This is a genomic window from Planococcus liqunii (genome assembly GCF_030413595.1).
In the GTDB taxonomy this organism is placed as follows: Bacteria; Bacillota; Bacilli; order Bacillales_A; family Planococcaceae; genus Planococcus; species Planococcus liqunii.
Window position 1 is genome coordinate 936235 of sequence record NZ_CP129238.1, and the last position, 18673, is coordinate 954907.

18 protein-coding genes are annotated in these 18673 nt (G+C 45.2%); 14 read left to right on the top strand and 4 right to left on the bottom strand.

The genetic code is table 11. The features are described from left to right. Positions 1-22: 22 nt before the first annotated feature. The 3 genes from pgmB (at position 23) to QWY22_RS04690 (ending at position 3372) form a co-directional block, all read left to right on the top strand. Positions 23-694, top strand: coding sequence for a beta-phosphoglucomutase (pgmB, locus tag QWY22_RS04680; RefSeq protein WP_367281303.1), 672 nt, complete (start codon positions 23-25; stop codon positions 692-694). A 47-nt stretch (positions 695-741) separates the two neighbouring features. After that, a complete protein-coding gene (locus tag QWY22_RS04685; protein ID WP_300983336.1) occupies positions 742-3033 on the top strand; it encodes a glycoside hydrolase family 65 protein in 2292 nt (763 codons plus the stop codon). A gap of 150 nt (positions 3034-3183) precedes the next feature. Then, positions 3184-3372 carry a glycine zipper domain-containing protein gene (locus tag QWY22_RS04690; protein WP_300983337.1) on the top strand — a complete coding sequence of 63 codons (189 nt, stop codon included), beginning with the start codon at positions 3184-3186 and terminating at the stop codon, positions 3370-3372. Positions 3373-3428: 56 nt separating this feature from the next. Here the strand turns inward: QWY22_RS04690 and QWY22_RS04695 are convergent, their stop codons facing one another. Continuing rightward, positions 3429-4574: a CapA family protein gene (locus QWY22_RS04695; protein ID WP_300983338.1), complete on the bottom strand. Its 1146-nt coding sequence runs from the start codon at positions 4572-4574 to the stop codon at positions 3429-3431. Between the two features lie 513 nt (positions 4575-5087). Between QWY22_RS04695 and QWY22_RS04700 the strand changes: the two genes are divergently transcribed. The 5 genes from QWY22_RS04700 (at position 5088) to QWY22_RS04720 (ending at position 9797) form a co-directional block, all read left to right on the top strand. Beyond that, positions 5088-6047: a thiamine pyrophosphate-dependent dehydrogenase E1 component subunit alpha gene (locus QWY22_RS04700; protein WP_300984329.1), complete on the top strand. Its 960-nt coding sequence runs from the start codon at positions 5088-5090 to the stop codon at positions 6045-6047. Between the two features lie 22 nt (positions 6048-6069). Continuing rightward, positions 6070-7092 carry an alpha-ketoacid dehydrogenase subunit beta gene (locus QWY22_RS04705; RefSeq protein ID WP_300983339.1) on the top strand — a complete coding sequence of 341 codons (1023 nt, stop codon included), beginning with the start codon at positions 6070-6072 and terminating at the stop codon, positions 7090-7092. 16 nt (positions 7093-7108) lie between these two features. Then, positions 7109-8626 carry a dihydrolipoamide acetyltransferase family protein gene (locus tag QWY22_RS04710; RefSeq protein WP_300983340.1) on the top strand — a complete coding sequence of 506 codons (1518 nt, stop codon included), beginning with the start codon at positions 7109-7111 and terminating at the stop codon, positions 8624-8626. Between the two features lie 135 nt (positions 8627-8761). After that, the gene (locus tag QWY22_RS04715) at positions 8762-9223 is read left to right on the top strand and encodes a DinB family protein (RefSeq protein WP_300983341.1); all 462 of its coding nucleotides are present in this window, start codon (positions 8762-8764) and stop codon (positions 9221-9223) included. A 139-nt stretch (positions 9224-9362) separates the two neighbouring features. Then, on the top strand, positions 9363-9797 hold the full coding sequence (locus QWY22_RS04720; RefSeq protein WP_051413735.1) for an Hsp20/alpha crystallin family protein: 435 nt from the start codon (positions 9363-9365) through the stop codon (positions 9795-9797). A 79-nt stretch (positions 9798-9876) separates the two neighbouring features. On the opposite strand, the gene QWY22_RS04725 is transcribed toward QWY22_RS04720, so the two are convergent. Continuing rightward, a complete protein-coding gene (locus QWY22_RS04725) occupies positions 9877-10329 on the bottom strand; it encodes a GNAT family N-acetyltransferase (protein WP_300984330.1) in 453 nt (150 codons plus the stop codon). A gap of 378 nt (positions 10330-10707) precedes the next feature. Between QWY22_RS04725 and QWY22_RS04730 the strand changes: the two genes are divergently transcribed. The 5 genes from QWY22_RS04730 (at position 10708) to QWY22_RS04750 (ending at position 14677) form a co-directional block, all read left to right on the top strand. After that, positions 10708-11049 (top strand): hypothetical protein, encoded by a 342-nt coding sequence (locus tag QWY22_RS04730; protein WP_300983342.1) that lies wholly within the window; start codon positions 10708-10710, stop codon positions 11047-11049. Positions 11050-11276: 227 nt separating this feature from the next. Continuing rightward, a complete protein-coding gene (locus QWY22_RS04735; protein WP_300983343.1) occupies positions 11277-12299 on the top strand; it encodes an SMI1/KNR4 family protein in 1023 nt (340 codons plus the stop codon). Between the two features lie 151 nt (positions 12300-12450). Further along, positions 12451-13395, top strand: coding sequence for a phosphoglycerate dehydrogenase (locus tag QWY22_RS04740; RefSeq protein WP_300983344.1), 945 nt, complete (start codon positions 12451-12453; stop codon positions 13393-13395). Positions 13396-13722: 327 nt separating this feature from the next. Beyond that, positions 13723-14103, top strand: coding sequence for a hypothetical protein (locus QWY22_RS04745; protein ID WP_300983345.1), 381 nt, complete (start codon positions 13723-13725; stop codon positions 14101-14103). A gap of 100 nt (positions 14104-14203) precedes the next feature. After that, positions 14204-14677: an OsmC family protein gene (locus tag QWY22_RS04750; RefSeq protein WP_300983346.1), complete on the top strand. Its 474-nt coding sequence runs from the start codon at positions 14204-14206 to the stop codon at positions 14675-14677. 87 nt (positions 14678-14764) lie between these two features. Here the strand turns inward: QWY22_RS04750 and QWY22_RS04755 are convergent, their stop codons facing one another. Next, the gene (locus tag QWY22_RS04755) at positions 14765-15310 is read right to left on the bottom strand and encodes a hypothetical protein (protein ID WP_300983347.1); all 546 of its coding nucleotides are present in this window, start codon (positions 15308-15310) and stop codon (positions 14765-14767) included. A 121-nt stretch (positions 15311-15431) separates the two neighbouring features. Further along, positions 15432-16919 (bottom strand): phytoene desaturase family protein, encoded by a 1488-nt coding sequence (locus QWY22_RS04760; RefSeq protein WP_300983348.1) that lies wholly within the window; start codon positions 16917-16919, stop codon positions 15432-15434. Between the two features lie 269 nt (positions 16920-17188). Here QWY22_RS04760 and nhaC point away from each other — a divergent pair, with 269 nt between their 5' ends. Beyond that, positions 17189-18658 (top strand): Na+/H+ antiporter NhaC, encoded by a 1470-nt coding sequence (gene nhaC, locus QWY22_RS04765; protein WP_300983349.1) that lies wholly within the window; start codon positions 17189-17191, stop codon positions 18656-18658. Positions 18659-18673: the final 15 nt, after the last annotated feature.

Sequence of the window (18673 nt, forward strand, 5' to 3'; positions counted from 1 at the left end):
CAGCATATATCCGAAAGCCTTCATTTATGATTTAGACGGCATAATTACAGATACAGCAGAATTTCATTTTTTGGCCTGGCAGAAAATCGCACAAAAACTTGATATATCGATTGATCGGCAGTTCAATGAGCAGTTGAAAGGAATAGGGCGGATGGATTCTTTGGAACTGATTCTAAAACTGGATCCTTCCTTATCCGAGCTGTCTAATGAAGAAAAAGAAAACTTGGCCAATCGGAAAAATGAGCTGTATCTGGAATTGGTCGAAACCATTGATTCATCTAATATCCTGCCGGGCATCGAAGAATTGCTGGCGGCCAACAAAGAACAGGGCTTTAAAATTGCCTTGGGTTCAGCAAGCAAGAATGCACAGTATGTATTGGACCGGCTTGGGTTGACCCACTATTTTGATTACATTGTCGATGCGTCGAAAGTAAGTAAAGGCAAACCCGATCCCGAAACGTTTACGGCCGCTGCAGATGCTCTCGGAATTGAATATCCGGCATGCATCGGCATCGAAGATTCAGCTGCAGGAGTTGCAGCCATCAATGCCGCCCACATGTTTTCGGTAGGAGTCGGGGACGCTGAACAGCTTTCCGACGCCGACTACTTAGTCGAGGCTACTTCACAATTGGATTTTGAAGAAATTATCGAGCGGTACCGGCACCAGATGGTATTGAAAGAATCGGATCAATAAACGCTGAAGTTTTGACCACCAAAGGGACCGGCTGAGGAGTGAAACCGATGACCTGGAAATTGACGAAATATGGACTGGAGAAACCTGACCTTTTGCTTGATGAGAGCATTTTGTCAGTAGGAAATGGCTATCTAGGTGTTAGAGGGAATTTTGAGGAAGGCTACCCGGAACTGTTCAGTTCAATCCGGGGAGCCTATATCAACGCATATCATGACGAAACGGAAATTGCGTATGGGGAGAAATTATACGGCTTTCCGGTGATGCAGCAAAAAATACTCAATGTGATTGATGCGCAAACGGTCCAAATATATGTGGACGACGAATTGTTCTCCTTGTTTGAAGGAGAGGTAATTCATTTTGAACGAAATTTACATATGGATGCCGGTTTTGCAGAGCGTATCGTCCATTGGAAATCACCGAAAGGAAAAGAAGTGAAGGTCGTTTTCCGGCGTATGGCTTCTTTTATTACACGGGAGTTATTTGCCCTTTCCATCCGGATTGAGCCGGGAGAAGGCATTCGGAAACTAAGAATTGTGACGGCAGTGGATGGGGACGTCTCGAACTTTGTAGATTCCAGCGATCCGCGTGTAAGTTCGGGCCATGCAAAAAGGCTTCATGTGACGGAAGCCCGGAAAGAAGAAGATTTTAGCATTGTGAAGTGCCTGACCTATGTTACCCAACTGGAAGTGGCTTGCGTAACAGCCACAGATATTCAGGCTGAGAAATATACTTACAGCAGCCAGGTTGAAGGCAGCCGCGTAGAGGAAACTTATGTGTGCGAAGGCTGGCGGACGATTGAGTTTACGAAATTCAGCGTCTATACCGATACATTGAGGCACGGAATTGAAGTGGTGGAAGAAGCGCGGATGCTGCAGGAACGGCTCGAAGGCAAAAGTTTTGAGGATTTGCTGGTGGAACAGCGGACATACATGGACCGCTTTTGGCTGCATTCGGATGTCGAAATTGACGGCGACGCGGCAATGCAGGAAAGCATCCGGTTTAACCTTTTTCAGCTGCTTCAATCGGTTGGAAAAGATCCGCACAGCAATATCTCGGCAAAAGGCTTGTCTGGAGAAGGGTATGAAGGGCATTATTTTTGGGACACGGAAATCTTCATGTTCCCGGTATTTTTGATGACCAATCCCGAAATTGCAAAAAACTTGCTGAAATACCGCTATTCAATTTTGGAAAGCGCAAAAGCCCGTGCAAAAGTCCTCGGCCATGAAAAGGGGGCCTTGTTCCCTTGGCGGACCATCAACGGACCTGAAAGTTCGTCATTTTTTCCGGCAGGCACGGCGCAATACCATATCAGTGCAGATATCGCTTATAGCTATGTCCAGTACTATTTGGCAACAGGAGACGAAGCGTTCTTAAAAGAAGCGGGAGCAGAAGTGCTGTTTGAAACGGCGCGTTTGTGGATTGATACGGGGCATATGAGCGGCACTGCTTTTAAAATCGACAGCGTGACCGGTCCGGATGAGTACACGTGCATCGTCAATAATAATTATTACACCAATGTGATGGCCAAGCATAATCTGCTTTGGGCCGTTAAAGTTTACCGGATGCTTCAGGAAAAAGATGAAGCGCATTTGAGTGAACTTGCAGAACGACTGGCACTTACGGAAGCAGAAGCAGCGACTTGGCAGGAAGCCGGCGAAAAAATGTATCTGCCTTATGATGAAGCCCATAAAATCAATGCACAGGATGACAGCTTTTTGCAAAAGGCACGCTGGAATCTGGAGGACACTCCAAAAGAGAAATTCCCGCTTTTGCTGCATTATCATCCGCTTACGCTTTATAGATACCAGGTCTGCAAACAGGCTGATACGGTTTTAGCCCATTTTCTGCTTGAAGACGAACAGGATGTGGCCACAATCAAAAATTCTTATGACTATTATGAACAAATTACCACACATGATTCTTCGCTTTCTTATTGTATTTTTAGCATTATGGCTTCCAAATTGGGGTATAGGGATAAGGCATATCATTATTTTAAGGAAACAGCCCGGCTGGATCTCGACAATAGCCACGGCAATACAAAAGACGGGCTCCATATGGCGAATATGGGCGGTGCCTGGCTTGCCATTGTGTATGGATTTGCCGGTTTGCGCATCAAAGAGGCTGGCTTAAGCTTTGCTCCTTCATTGCCATCAGAGTGGAATGCTTTTGCTTTTCACTTTCAGTACAAAGGCAGGCTGATTTTCTTGCGTATAGAACGGAATGCGGTGAAGTACCTTTTGGTCGAAGGTGAGCCTGTAACGGTGTATCAGGATGGAGAGCCTATCCGGCTTGAACCGGGAAAAGAAGTAGCAATCAGGGAATCCGCAAAACGCCATTAAGTGAAAAAGAGTATTTCTATTTCGTATTGCTTCCTCGCTAAGCCTTTAGCTTCAATCAGCCACCGGCAAAAGCTCTATGCTACAGACATCTATTGAAGGTTCGGCTGGCCTTGGGCCGGATCTCCTTGCAGAATGGAAAGGGTGAACCTTATGGCAGCAAGCTACAAAAACGGGACCGGCGACAAGACACCATTTATTGCAATCGGAATTGTATTGGGGACAATAATCGGCGCCATTTTAGGCCTGATGTTCGGCAACGCGGCAGTGGGAATCGGATTTGGCATTGCCATCGGCTTTGCTGCAGGAGCAGCAATGGAACAAAAACGCATTAAGGCTTAAGGAAGACAAAAAGAATGCCGTATTCACTTTTCAGAGTGAATGCGGCATTCTTTTTGTTATTCATCAAATGCAAGATCTTCGACCCATCTGGCCATATGCTGTTTGATGGATTGATTCGCTTCAGGGTGTGCATTTTTTAATAAAGTGACATTGTAATTTTTTTGATTTTCACTTTCCACGAAGGTGGGGGTAAAAGACGGCTTTTCCAATTCAATCTTGGCTGACTCAGCATCAGTCGTTTTGACCGCTTGAATGTGAAGAATGCCGCCAATTTGCTTTTCCAAGCCTTCCTGCCCTGACAGGAAATTGCCTAAGGAATAAATAACAAAACTTTTTCTGCCATCAGTGGTTTGAATCCATTCTACTGGCTGAAGAACATGAGGATGATGCCCTAAAATCAAGTCGGCACCTTGTTCTGCGGCAAAATGGGCGAGTTCGATTTGTTCTTCAGTAGGCATCGTTTCGTATTCGTTTCCAAAATGCAGGCTTAATACCACTACATCGGAAGCATCTTTGGCTTTTGCCAAATCAGTTTGCAATGTTTGTTTATCGATCCGGTTAAGCAAGTAGTCTTTGCCGCTGGGGGTCGGAATGCCATTTGTGCCATACGTGTAAGAAAGAAAAGAAAACTTGATGCCGTTTTTTGTAAGCGTTGTGAGTTTGTTTCGTTCTGCCTCCGACGTATGAGCGCCTGCATGCTCTATTCCGAGTTGATCCCAGTAATTAATGGCACTGAGAATCGCCTTTTCCCCTCTGTCGAGTGTATGGTTGTTCGCCATGGACACGACATCGATTCCCGTATCTTTCAACGCATCGGCCACTTCATAAGGACTGTTGAAAGAGGGGTATGTGGAAAGCCCGATTGAGTCTCCTCCTACAATGCTTTCGGAATTGGCAACCGTGATATCAGCCGCTTCGAGAAAAGGCTTTGCTTCATCAAGCATGGGGGTGAAATCAAAACCACTGCCGGTTTTTGCATCCAAATAAACCCGCTCATGAATTAAAATATCGCCGACTGCTGACAAAGAAACACGGGAAGATTTTATAAGTTTGGAAGGAATGATAGCAACAGGAGCACTTCGCGCTTCAAATTCTTCAGCTTCCGGTGCAGGAGCAGCGCTGTTCGTATGGGACAAGCAGCCGGCCAAAAACAAACACAGCAAAATCAGAAGCAGGGTTAGCAAATTTTGTTTCGTTTTCACCTTAGACACTCCCAAAAGTTCAATATAAATTATCGAGTCCTCACAAATCAAAAGACTTATGTATTTAATGATATAGTACTATAAAAAACGGGTTTTATATAGTCTTTTTGTGATGGCTTTATAGGAGGATTAACTTTTCTTGCGGCCAGTACTGAAAGGTTAATGAAAAAAACACAAATATCTATCCAAGTCTTTTAGGCTATTTATCGAAAATAAATAACTTCCAGTAAGCAATATAGTTATCCACAAGTATACAAATTTGACTGCTCTTAAACGGCTTTGCCTGAATGAATAAGACTTCTTCTAATTGCCGGCTGTCAGCATGATTCAAAGCTATGCAATCTGTTTTCGGAATATTGACAATTAACAGAAAAAATATAGTATGAACTATAGGTAGACTTTTTGCTTTTTCATTCACCGCTTGCAAAGTTCACTATTTCAAGAGGGAGGGAAAAAAACTTGGCTACTTTTGAGGAAAAACAGCCTGCCGTGTCTGTGGAAAAACTGAAGTGGATGTATGAACAGATGGTGAAAAGCCGTTATTACGAAGATCAAATGGTAGAGGTTTATACCGAAGGAAAGGCACCGGTTTTTAATATTGGAGCAGGACCGGTTCCAGGCGAAATGCACTTGTCAACCGGGCAAGAACCGGCTGCTGTGGGAATTTGTGTGCATTTGACTAAAGACGATACGGTGACCGCTCCACATCGTCCGCATCACCATGCCATTGCCAAAGGCGTTGATTTGAAAAAAATGACGGCCGAAATTTTCGGCAAGGAAACGGGGCTTGGCAAAGGCAAAGGCGGCCATATGCATTTGTTTGATCCAGACGTCAAATTTTCCTGTGGCGGAATTGTCGCTGCGGGCATTCCGCATGCTGCAGGTGCGGCACTGGCCAGCAAGATGCAAGGAAGAGATTGGGTGGCAGTGGCATTTATCGGAGAAGGGGCAGCGAACGCAGGCGCTTTTCATGAATCGCTGAACCTGGCGGCGTTATGGAATCTACCGCTTATTGTGGTAGTGGAAGACAATTCTTATGGAATCTCTGTTCCAAAAGCGTCTTCTACTGCTGTTGCATCCAATGATCTCCGGGCAGCGGCGTATGGAATTTCAGGGGCATACGTAAAAGGCAACGATCCAATTGCCATGTATAAAGCGTCAGAAGAAGCGGTTGCAAGAGCACGGGCAGGCCAAGGCCCTACCATTATTGAAATTGAAACGCATCGTTATTTAGGGCATTTTCAAGGAGATCCTGAATTGTACCGTGATAAAGCGGAAGTTCCGGGGCTGCGCCAATTGGATCCAATTTTGAAACTGCGGAACATGCTGCTGGAAGCAGAACAAGTCTCCGAAAAAGAGATTGAGAAAATTGAGAAGCAGGCAAAGAAAATAGTGGATGAAGCTTATCAATTTGCACGGGACAGCAAGTACCCTGAACCCGAATCCGCATTAAAGGATGTCTTTACATCTTAATAATGAAAGGGGAAAATTCCGAATGGAAACAGCGAAAAAACGGATTTTAACCGGGAACAAAGCGATGGCAGAAGCGATTGCGCTTGAAATGGAGCGGGATCCAAGCGTTTTTGTACTCGGTGAAGACATCGGAAATTACGGCGGTATTTTCGGTTCCACTCAAGGGCTGATTGAAAAATTCGGCGCTCAGCGGGTGCTGGACACGCCGATTTCTGAAACGGCTTTTATCGGTGCCGCAATCGGTGCGGCTGCAGAAGGCATGCGGCCGGTAGCGGAATTGATGTTCGTCGACTTTTTCGGCGTTTGTATGGATCAAATCTACAATCATATGGCGAAAATCCCTTATATGTCCGGCGGCAATGTTCAGTTGCCGATGGTTCTCATGACAGCAGTCGGCGGCGGCTATAACGACGCTGCCCAGCATTCGCAAACGCTTTATGCGACGTTTGGACATATGCCGGGAATGAAAGTGGTCGCGCCTTCCACTCCTTATGACTTGAAGGGCATGATGATTTCGGCCATCCGGGACGACAACCCGGTATTGTTTATGTTCCACAAATCGCTGCAGGGATTGGGCTGGATGGAACAACTGGACGTATCTGCTGCACATGTGCCGGAAGAAGCCTATACAGTGCCGCTTGATAAAGCGAAAGTCGTGCGGGAAGGAAAAGATGTCACGATTGTAGGAGTCCAAATGATGACCCATTACGCTGTAGAAGCAGCAGAAAGGCTGGCAAAAGAAGGAATTGACGCCGAAGTAATCGACTTGCGGTCTATTGCCCCGATTGATAAAGACACGATTCTTCAGTCGGTCAAAAAGACACATCGTTTGTTTGTCGTTGATGAAGATTATAAATCCTACGGCATGACTGCCGAAATAACTGCAATTGTAACGGAGGAAGTATTTTACGATCTGGAAGCCCCGCCGCGTCGCTTGGCCAATCCGGATGTGCCGATTCCTTACAGCCGTCCGCTTGAAGATTTTGTCATACCGAATGTGGAAAGAATCTACGAACAAGTAAAAGCACTGATGGATGAAGAATGAAACTGGAGGCGTTTGAATGATCGAAGTGAAATTGCCAAAAATAAGGGAGGATGTCAATGAAAGCTTAGTGGTCATCTGGTTCGTTTCTGAAGGAGACGCTGTAAAAAAGGGAGACCCTTTGCTTGAAATCCAGACAGAAAAAGAAGTGAGTGAAGTAGAAGCGGAAGCCAGCGGCACAGTCAATGAAATTATTTACAAAAGAGGCGAATCAGCCAAAGTCGGGGAGGTGTTGGCCACGATTAATCCAGCAGAAAACGCGCAGGAAACAAAACCGGAAGAGCAGAAAATCGTAGAAAACACAGAGCCGGAAACAAAAATTCCGGATGATGGGCAAAAGCCGGAAGAACAAAAGATAACAGAGGATACGGAACAGCCAAAAGAGGCTTCCGGAAAAACCGGCCCAGCCAAAACACTTCGATTGGCGCCTGGATTGCGGAAGCTGGCACGGGAACTGAATGTTCCGTTAGAGTCTATTGCGGGAACCGGAAGAAACGGCAAAATTACGGAAAAAGACATCCGCCGAGTGGCGGGCCAAGCCGCAGCGGCAGAGCCTGCTGCAAAAGCGGAAGAATCACAACAAGAAGAATCGGCGCCAGAAGAATCAACAACAGACCAAGCTATAGATGAAGCACCAACAAAAGAAGTGCCTGAGAAGGAAACAGCACAAGAAAATGCGGGAACTGAAGAATTGCCAAGTGAGGAGCCGCCGGAAGAACTGGCGCAGCAAGAACAAGCAGCGCTTGCTGAACAGGCGGAGGCTATACTTGAACCGGACGAAAACGATCGCGAATCCGATGCTGTACCGTTTTCTGGCATTCGGGGAGTGATTGCCAAACGCATGACCGAAAGTCTGCAAAACAGTGCGCAGCTTACTGAGACGGCTTGGGCCGATGTTACAAAACTGCACAGCAAAAAAGATGCATCAGGAAAAGAAGCAGGTTGGACAGCCGTCGTTGCAAAGGCTGCAGCCCAGGCCTTAGGCAACCATCCGCTCGTAAATGCCCATATTAAAGAAGGGCAAATCCTTCCGCAAGAAGCAATCAATCTGGGATTTGCGGTTGATACGGATCGCGGCCTCCAAGTCGCGGTTCTACAAGAGGCAGACAAGCACTCGCTTGGCGATTTGCAAAAACATCTTGCGGACCTCGCGGAAAAAGCGAGGAACGGCCAATTGGCGAATGAACAAAGTGCCGGCAGTACGTTCACCATCACCAGTCTAGGGGCATACCGCATCCAATTTTTCACGCCTATTATCAACCCACCGGAAACGGCGATCCTGGGCGTTGGAACGATTGAAACCTATCTGGCGCTCGAAGGCGGAAAAGTACAGGAAAGAAAACGGCTTCCATTGAGTTTGACAATTGATCACCGGGCGATTGACGGAGCTCCGGCTGCGAAATTCCTGGGCGATTTGATTGGGCTTCTGGAAAAACCGAAACAGCTTTTTAAAGATGATGAGGTGATGGAGAAGAAGGCAGAGAAAAAGAAAGAAAAGAAGAAAGACAAAAAGAAAAGCAAAAAGAAAAAATCCTGAAAAGAAGCGGTTCACTAGAGGCGTCTGCTGACAGAACCCATTCTTCTAGAAGTCATTTATGTTGGCAACAAGTTAAGTTTCTCAGTATGGGCAAGGCATTCAGGAACAGGAGGAACATGTGTGGCCAATTAATTTTTGCAAAGAGGCATCCGTGGGACCAGTGCACATACAGACGCGGCCGTTGTTTTTGAAGGGCTGGACTGGCAGCAAGCTGGTGAGAAACCGGAAAAGTGTCCGCATTCTGTCTGGCAGCTGCTGTGGCATATGAATTACTGGCAAGACTTTATGCTGGCCTACTTAAAAGGCGAAGCGCCGAGAAATCCGGAACATGCGGCAGAAACCTGGCCCGAAGATCCGAGGCCAGCGAGTGAGCAGGACTGGGTCCAGGAAGTTGAGCGTTTTTCAGCCGGCCTGCAGCAAGCTGAACAGGAGTCGGCAAAAGATTTTTCGGAAGAAGGCTTCGGCAAAAAAAGAAGAACGCGTGCGGATCTGCTCATGGTGATTATCAATCACAATAGCTACCATGCCGGACAAGTCGTCTTCGTGCGCCGGATGATTGGCGCTTGGCCACCGCCTTCCGGTGGCGATACATGGTAAAGGGGAAAGAGTAGGGTGGTGAATTAGCGCTAAAAATAAAACTGGTATTAATCCTTCATGAAGAAGCACGTTCAGGATGGTTCAAGGAAGTTTGGAAAAGCAGGGCGGAAGGCTAAAACTATAAAAGGAGAAGAGTGTCATGGCTAAACTCAGACCAAAAAGACGAAACGAGTTTTTCCCCAGCCTCTTTGAAAGCACGGTAGAAACAGATGTATTCAACAAATTTTTTGGGGAGACTCACTACCCGCAAGTGGACATCCAGGAAAAAGAAAATCGCTATGAATTGGAAGTGGACTTGCCCGGATTTTCTAAAGAAAATGTCGAAGTGGAATACCGGGACGGCTATTTGGAAATCCGCGGGACAAAAGAACGGAAAAGCGATACAAAGGAACAGGAAGGGCGCTATATCCGCAAAGAACGGACATATGGTTCTTTCCGCCGCAGTTTCTATATTGGAGAAATTGAGGAAGCCCAAGTAGCGGCCACTTTCCAAAATGGGGTATTAACGCTGAGCATACCAAAAGCGCCGAATTTGCATAACGATCATCAAGGACATCGTATTCCGATTGAGTAGAAAAAGGTTGAATTTAAAAAGGCAGTTTGGATTATTCATCCAAACTGCCTTTTGCTATTCCAGGAGTGTTTGCAGGCAGTTAGTTGAATTCAAGGGATAAGGCAGATCGGTAGGCGGGAAAGTAATCAGAATCCATGGGAGCTTCCATTGTTTTACAAAGCTGTTGATAAACAGATTTGTTCCATATTTGCCTTGCCACACAAAAATTGAAAGAAGTGTTTTTGCCAAATTGCTTTTTAAAGAGATAAAGAGAATCGTCCGCTGCATTTGTCCGTCCGCCGCCTTCATGGATCAATTCCACTCCGTTCTCTTTCCCCCAGACCGCAAGAGCATAACGCAATATGAATGCAGGAGACAAATAATCGAATTCCCGCATGGTCCCGGATAAGTGAATATGTATGGTCTTTTCATACAGAAAGTTTAAGGACATTCCGATTGTCTGGCCTTCATAGCTTACTTCCACCAGCAGCAGATTTGGTCCAAAGTATGTCAGGAGTTTTTCAAAATAGGCATCTGTATTCGAAAAATAAATTCCATACTTCCACTAAGCAAAGAAGTTATTTGGTAAAAATATGTATAAAAGGATGGGTTTATAACTAAAAAATCTTAAATTGTAAATTTTCTGACACAAATATCGGTTTATGCGTTACTATTTGTTTAGGCAATGAAATGAATCATCCTACAGAGGACTTATAAACTGTAATGGGCATACGAAGATGCATTTATAGTTTGGAAGTTTCGAACAGGCACGATAGAAGGGATTAGTCATGGATTGTTTAAATAAAACCTTTCTCTCTAGCGCCATTTAACCTCTCTTTGATTCCCAGGCCTTACTGATTCGTGTCTTAAAGTTAATCGTTGTTCTTTCTTGATGCCCAGCCAAGCCGACAATTTAAGAAGGAGATGGAACTTGATGCAGCATAATCAGCTTTTGACTACCGAAAAAGTCCAATATACGTTTACACGTGTAAAAGATACCTACGAGGAAAATGGCCAAAAATTCATTACGTTGTTTGGCAGATTGACCGTTCAAAATGATGGGCAGTCGAAAAGTGCGTGGGTTGAAATTGAAGAAGTGAAATGGGAGCAGGCGACAGAAAAACTAAAGAATATGCCGGATGCTATGTATATGTTCAATGTCTCCAAACAAATTTTTAAAGATTTGCTTCAAATTGCAAGCAGCCATCATCAGGAATTATACTGTTTGACGCCTGTTTATGTCGCAAGGGAATATAACAAATTGGGCAGTTAAATTCATACATATTGACAAGGAACTTAACCGGAAGTGGGGAAGTTCCTTTTTAATTTGTCGTAGCTTGGAACTGCTGAAACACCTTTCTGGCAGAAGAGGTAGAGCTGCATATGGAAATCGGGATGCAATCTGTTTATACGTAAAGTTAAGCCTAATTTGGCCATAAGGCGGGTATAGAAAAGAAATGTGTGAATTGCCTTAATGCTAAATCAGGAGGAGGTCATCTCATGTATAAAAATGGCTGGAACTTATTGTTTTTTAAAGAAGCTGGTTTGCTGTTTTCCGACCACTACGGAATAAAATTAGATACAGATGTGCCAAATCCCTTTCAAAGCAAATATGAGAATATCGCACAAAAGGAAGTCATTGAATTAATCCATCCGATGACAAAGCAGCCTTATTCGTTTCAACTTCATGAATACGCATACGGGGATGAAATCCTGCGTTATGCAATTGCAGAGATGATGGAAAATGGCTTAAATTATCAGTGTGTGTGGCAGAAGGCAGAGCCTCTCGAATCCCGGAATGCCCAAAAGGAAAGTAAAGAAACGAACAGTCTGATTAAATTAGACCATCGTTATGGCGTGTACCATTCCGTTCCAGGAATGAAAGAATTCTTGGCTCGCTATCAAGCTATGCCGTTTCTGGAACTTTGGCAGGAATACCATGAATATTTAAAAGCCAAGTTTGGAGAAGCTGTTGTGCCATTGTTGCCCGGGAATGCCAGTGAAGACATTGACGCTGTTTTCCACTTATGCAAAGCCGAACCCGTGGGGGATTTCGTCTCGCTGTACCGCTACTGTGATGGCAACGATCTGGATATGTGGATGGAGTTAGTGGAAGCCGGGCATCCAGCTTATGCCCATATTACAGGATATCCCCTGATGAATTTACGGGAAATCCGTCTGGAAGCCGAAGAAGCAGCACGGGAAGCAATCAGCCGGGAAGAAGTCCAGTCGATACCGGAAGGCTTTGTGAAAGATAATTTTATGTTGGCGCAGAAAATTCCGATTTACCACGACGGCGGCGGAAACTTTATCGCCATTGATTTGGACCCTGACACCAAAGGGTACTATGGCCAAATTGTCGAAGTGGACCACGAATACGAAGATCGACTTGTTCTGGCGGATAGTTTAAAAGAATACGTCGCCATTCTTTATTATTTTGTAAAAGAGCTGGGGGTTATCTATAACGGCGAAGGCTTTGAAGGGGAAAAACCGATATCTGCCTATATTGTACGCAGTGAGTGAAAGCAGTGGGGCTTCCGCTGCTTTTTTGCATGCCTTTTCCAGCCAAGTGAATGGATACCGATGAATTTTGCTTCCAGCTGTAGTATGTTTAAGTAGAAGTTAACTTATTACATAAGAAGCGATGAAAACATTCAGTAATTGGAGGGATTTTATGAATATCTTGCTGATGCTGCGGGAAGCATTTTATGGAGCGGACCCAAATTTAATTGAAGAGCTGGAAAAAATAGGGAACGTAAAAGTCTTGTATACCGATAAGGGAATTGACAAGGACGAATTGAAAAATGAAGTAAAAGATACGGATATTATTTTGGTGAATATCGTAAAAATTGATAAAGATATAATGGACGCTGCTCCTCATTTGAAATACATTGTAAAGTTTGGGGCAGGCGTCGACAATATCGACATTGATTATGCTAAACAAAAAGGCATCCGCGTCACAAGTGCACCGGGGTTGAATGCCCAGGCAGTGGCAGACCATGCTTTCGGACTGATGCTGTCAGCTGCCCGGGACATCCCCAAAAAAGATAAGGAAGTAAAGTCCGGCTATTGGGATACAACAATGGGATATGAAATTTACGAGAAAAAACTGGGGATCATCGGTTTTGGCGCAATTGGAAAAGCTTTGGCGAAACGCGCGATGGGCTTTGATATGCAAACGCTGGCTTATGGCAATTACAAGGATTACGAGTTGGCTGAAAAGCTTAACGTCCGTTTTGTTGAGCGTGACGAATTGTTTAAAGAAGCCGATTACATCATTATCGCTACGAGCCTGACAGCTAAAAATAAACATTTGGTGAACAAGGAAACGCTCGCGCTGATGAAACCGAGTGCTTTTTTGGTCAACATTTCCCGTGGACAATTGGTTCATGAGGAAGATTTGATCGAGGCGTTAAAGAGCGGGAAAATAAAAGGCGCAGCGCTGGATGTATTTGAAAAAGAACCGCCGGCCAACGAATTGCCGAAACTGGAAAACGTAGTGGCAACTCCGCATGTAGGAGGAGCCACCTATGAGGCAGTAGCCCGTATAAGCGACTTATCGATCTCCAATATTAAAAACTTGTTGAATGGAGAAGACTTGGATTTTGAAGTTCTTTGAAATTAAGTGTTAAAACGGATTTTGTATATTTCGTGCATAAAAGAGGGTGTTGGATGAATCTGTATTCATTCTGCACGCTCTTTTTTGTATTGTGAAAAAATGAACAAAGATTACTTAACAAATATGGCTTTAAAAACAATTATTAATCATGGTTTTTTCTTCGTTTTGCGAAATTGAAAAGAGAATTTAAGGTTAATATTTATTCTTAAAATAGAATAATAAAAAAGGAGAATGAGGCAGTTGCAGAGAATTATATTTATTAATACTACATGCTGCATAATAGACCGGCAATACAAGAACGTGCCAAATTAAGAGGGGGGAAGGAAGATGTTAATCCATTCGAATGAAGATCATGTCGCGGCTTTGGTGTTGGAAGAAGTAACGGTGCTGTTTGAAGAAATGAAAGCGTTTAGCCAGCTTTATGGACCGGATAAAGAAGACTTGGAAGAAGACGATGAAGCAGCGCTGCTGCTGATTGGCATCAATCTTCTTGCCCCTGCCAGTTTGGACACCTATATCGAAGCCATCAAACTGCTTTCCTATTTTCTAGCGGAGCATTGCTGGCAAGAAGAGCCGGAAATGGAGCTGCGCTGCAGCGAGCTGCTGGACCGGGCGAAGGAAATTTTGCCGGCAGAAAAGCGCCATCGCCGTTCCATCCGGAAATGGATGCTGCAACTGGATGAAAAAATGCTGCGGGCTTTTATTTAAAGGCGAAAACACTGCTTTTCGATGAGCCGATTGATGTGAAAGGGAACGCCAGGGGCGTATACTGACAGTGAAAATTAAATCCGGAAAGGGGATTTTGAAAGTGGACGGTTCACAATTGCTGCACCGGTCGGTTGCTGCCATCACGATTGACGGGCCAGGCGGAGAAAGTTATTTGGAGGATGGTGCCTTTTCAGCGCCGGTTGCTGCTCCGGCGGAACTCGGAGGCACAGGGCCCAAAACAGCTTTTAATCCGGGACGTTTTTTAGCTTTGGGATACAGCACTAGCTTCAGTTTCATTTTAGCGAAAATCATGCAGGATGAAGGGAAGTCGGCGAGAACACGGGTAAGCTGCATCGTGTCGCTGTTCACAGATCCAATGGATGAAGGGTTTAACAAAATCGGCATGGACTTGGAAGTTGCAATCGAAGGAATGGACGAAAGCGAAGTGCAGCGGCTGGCAGATGAGACGCATGTACATTGTCCGGTATCAAAAGCAGTGCTTGGCAATGTCGATGTGCACATCAAAATTATTCCTTACAAAGCAGAAAGCAAGCCGCTGGCATCGGCTGATTGACAAGCACTAGCATAGAAAGAAGCGGTTGAACCAATTGGCTCAACCGCTTCTTTTTTGCTTTGCAAGAGAAGGAAGACAGGATCGGTCTTACGTTTTTCGAAGCACTTTAATGGCGCGGAATAGCCAGTAACCATAAATTCCCATAATGCCATAACCGATAAGGATAATTAAGGCTGGAACGTAATCAGATGTATTGCCGGAATCTGTAGACATTCCAGCTAAGAACAATGGCATAATCGGCAGCATAACTGCACCCGGTCCTGTACTGACCAGCAGCAGGGCGCCAGGGGCTATCACCAGCCACGGCCAAACCGGTTTTTTCTTTTCTTCTGCTTTTTCTGCCTGAGGAAAGGCAGGAGGATGTTCCATTGATTTCTCTTCCAATTCGCTATTGCGCCGAACTGCAGCTCCAATTGTACGCTTTGCCCATCGAATGGACAGCAAAGCCCCGGCTGCAAAGCTAAGAGCAACCACCAGCATAACCACCGAAACTATACTGAATTCTTCCGGCCTCCAAATGGGAAGTACAGCGGTCATAAAAATAATTGGAAGCATAGATACCAGAATAAATGCACTGACGATTAGAACAAGCCAGGCGAGCATCGGCGGCCGTTTGGCAAGTGACTGCATCATTAAGTTTTCCCCTTCAACAAATATTTTTCCTTATTATAAGTCATTGCAACTAGGAATGAAATATTTTTTGAATTTTAATTAGGTACTATGGCATTGTTTGAGGGACGATTAAAGTGCAACATCAATAAATTAAGCGTTTCCCGGAAATCGTGCGGGCAACGTGGATTCCGCTTGTTGCCACTCCGATTGTGCCGGCTCCCGGAAAAATGTGGTCGCCGCAGACATAAAGGCCCGGCAGTCCGGAACGGTGCGAAATGGCGTTAAACAAAGCAGCGTTGACAGTTTGTGGAAAGCCCCCAACATAGCCGTTCGGACGTCCGGTATAATGTTCCCACGCCTTGGGTGCACCGGTTTCAAGATAAAGGATGGCTTCCTGGAAGCCAGGGATCAATTTTTCTATGGCCCTGAGAATGCGGCCAGACACAGCTTCACGGGAAGCTTCGTACTTATCTTTCGCATCCCAGTTTTCGAAGCGGGTATGAGTAGAGATGGTTACGGTTTGTATCCCTGCCGGAGCCCGCAGCAAATCATTCGGCCTTGAAGATGACATGAAAAAGTAATCGCCTTCTGCCAAGCCCTCACCACTTTTGCTAGCAATCTGGCGAAATAGCGGCAAGGGAGCTTTCAGTTTTGACGAATCGACAGCGATATACAATGACAAAGTAGTCCAAGTCGGAGTGGCTAAGCCTTCACGCAACGGTTTTTTCAGCTTGTTGAGCTGTGAAGGCGCCAGGAGCTTAGGCAATTGATGAATCGGCACATTCAATACCACATGGTCTGCCTGGTATTGGTTGCCGCGCTGGTCGGTTGCTGTCCATTTTCTATCCTGTTGCTGCAGCTTTACCACGGTCCGCCGTTTCTTCAAGGTGCCGCCATTTTCGATCAGGCTTTTGCCCATGATTTCGGCGAGTTGATACAATCCGCCTGGAATGTAATATGCGCCTTCGTGATAAATATCAAGTGCCAAGGACGCAAGCAAATAAGAGGCGTCTTTGCTGCCGGTTTGCAGGCTGTCAATCAGCAAGGCATCAATCATTTGCCGAAAAAGCTGCAATTGATCCAGGCCATGGCGCTTCAGCCGCTGTTCGAGTGTTTGATTGAAGAAAGGCAATAATTTTACATGGCTGGGACGAAGAGAAGCCATTAAAAATGACCATTCTTTCGGTGTGCTTGGCGGAAGCACAGGAAGCGGTCCCATCAATGTCCGGATATTTGCGGCAACCGAAAAGATTTCGCTATAAAAAGCCCGGATTTGCCGCTCGTATTCAGGGAAGCGGCGGACCATTTGGCTGACATGCTTTTCCCGGTCTTTAAAAAACTTAAAAGTAGCTTCGGGATGCACCATTTCCATAACAGTTTCAAGCGGCTCAAGTGGAAAGGGTTTTTCCAAATAGCGAAATACCCGTTCAACAATCCCGTTTTCTTCAAGTCCCATTCCGAGGGTAGCTCCAACGGCAAACAAGTATTCATTGCGCTGATACTTGCCGGCACAACCGCCAAGTTCAGAGGAGGCTTCAAGAAGCGTTACATCCATCCCGTGTTTTGCCAGCAGTGAAGCGGTTGTTAAGCCGCCGATTCCTGCTCCCACTACTAATACAGATTGATCCATCCCGACTCCTCCTTTATTTCTATTATGTGGGCATTTTCTTTGCCTTAGCAAGTTTAGGGCAATGGCATTCATTGATGGCATTTTATTAAAAAGCACAAATTTCTAAATACAGGTTTTAAAATTAAGAGCTTAGGCAAAAAAAGAGTGCAAAAAATTTTTGCGCAAAAATTTTAAATTTTATAATTTTTGAAAAAAACATTTGCGCCTGAATGAAAGGCATGGCAAAATAGGTGAAAGGGTTTTCATAACAGACAGCGAGGAGAGGAATTATGAAAAAACAGCAGGAAATCGAAATACCTTTTTTAATGGCTTTAATTCCTTTGGTCATCATGATAGCGATAATGGCAGTGACCATTATTAAATTTGAAGGAAGCCCCCATGTTCCATTGTTGATCGGGGCAGCTGCAGCAGCCTTCATCGGATGGCGCTACGGCTATAAATGGGATGTTATTGAAGAAGGGGCTTATAAAGGCATCCGCATGGCGCTTCCGGCGATTGTCATTATTATTCTGGTTGGCCTCATCATCGGTGCCTGGATTGGCGGCGGCATTGTAGCGACAATGATCTACTACGGATTGAAAATCATTACACCGTCCTTATTCCTGGTAACAATCTGCGTTATTTGCGCCATTGTCACTTTGGCAATCGGCAGTTCCTGGTCCACGATGGGAACCATTGGCGTTGCCGGTATGGGAATCGGCGTGAGTATGGGGATTCCGGCAGCCATGGTGGCGGGAGCGGTCATTTCCGGTGCCTATTTTGGAGACAAGATGTCACCGTTGTCCGATACAACGAATTTAGCTGCAGGGATTACCGGAACGGATTTGTTTGTACATATAAAACACATGATTTATACCACGATTCCCGGTTTGGTCATCGCCTTGGTCGTTTACTTTTTCCTTGGCCGGCAGTTCGGGGGAGCAGCGGTGGATACAGGGAACATCAGCAGCATTTTGACGGCGCTGGAAAGCAATTTCGTAATATCGCCTTGGCTATTGCTCGTGCCGCTTGCCGTAGTGGTAATGGTAGCGAAAAAAGTTCCAGCTTTGCCAGCGCTTGCTATTGGCGTATTGCTCGGCTGGTTGTGCCATGTCTTTATCCAAGGGGGCAATGTGGCAGATGCAGTCAACACATTGCACGATGGCTTCTCAATTTCAAGTGGAAACGAAATGGTCGACAACTTGTTTAACCGCGGCGGCATTGATTCGATGATGTATACCGTCTCGCTTACCATCGTGGCCATGATTTTTGGCGGAATCATGGAACAAGTCGGGATGCTGCAGGCTATTGTGAAGCAAATCTTAAAAGTGGCGAAATCTGCCGGCAGCCTGATTGCCGCGACGATTGTATCGGCATTTTTTACAAATGCAACTGCATCTGAACAATACATTTCGATTCTTCTTCCGGGAAGAATGTATGCGAAAGCTTTCAAGGACAAAAACTTGCATTCAAAGAATTTATCGCGGGCACTCGAAGATGGCGGAACGGTTACTTCGCCTTTAGTGCCTTGGAATACATGCGGTGTTTTCATACTGGCAACATTGGGCGTTGAGACATTTGCCTATGCCCCTTATGCCGTATTGAATTATGCTATCCCGATCATTTCCATTATTATGGCTTTCCTCGGCTTGAAAGTGGAATACTTAACAGAGGAAGAAATAAAAGCGCTCAAAGAAAAAGAAGCAAAACAGGCAGAAGAAAATACGGAAACCGACTCTTCTGGATCAGTACTGACGTAAATTTGAAAAGGCATC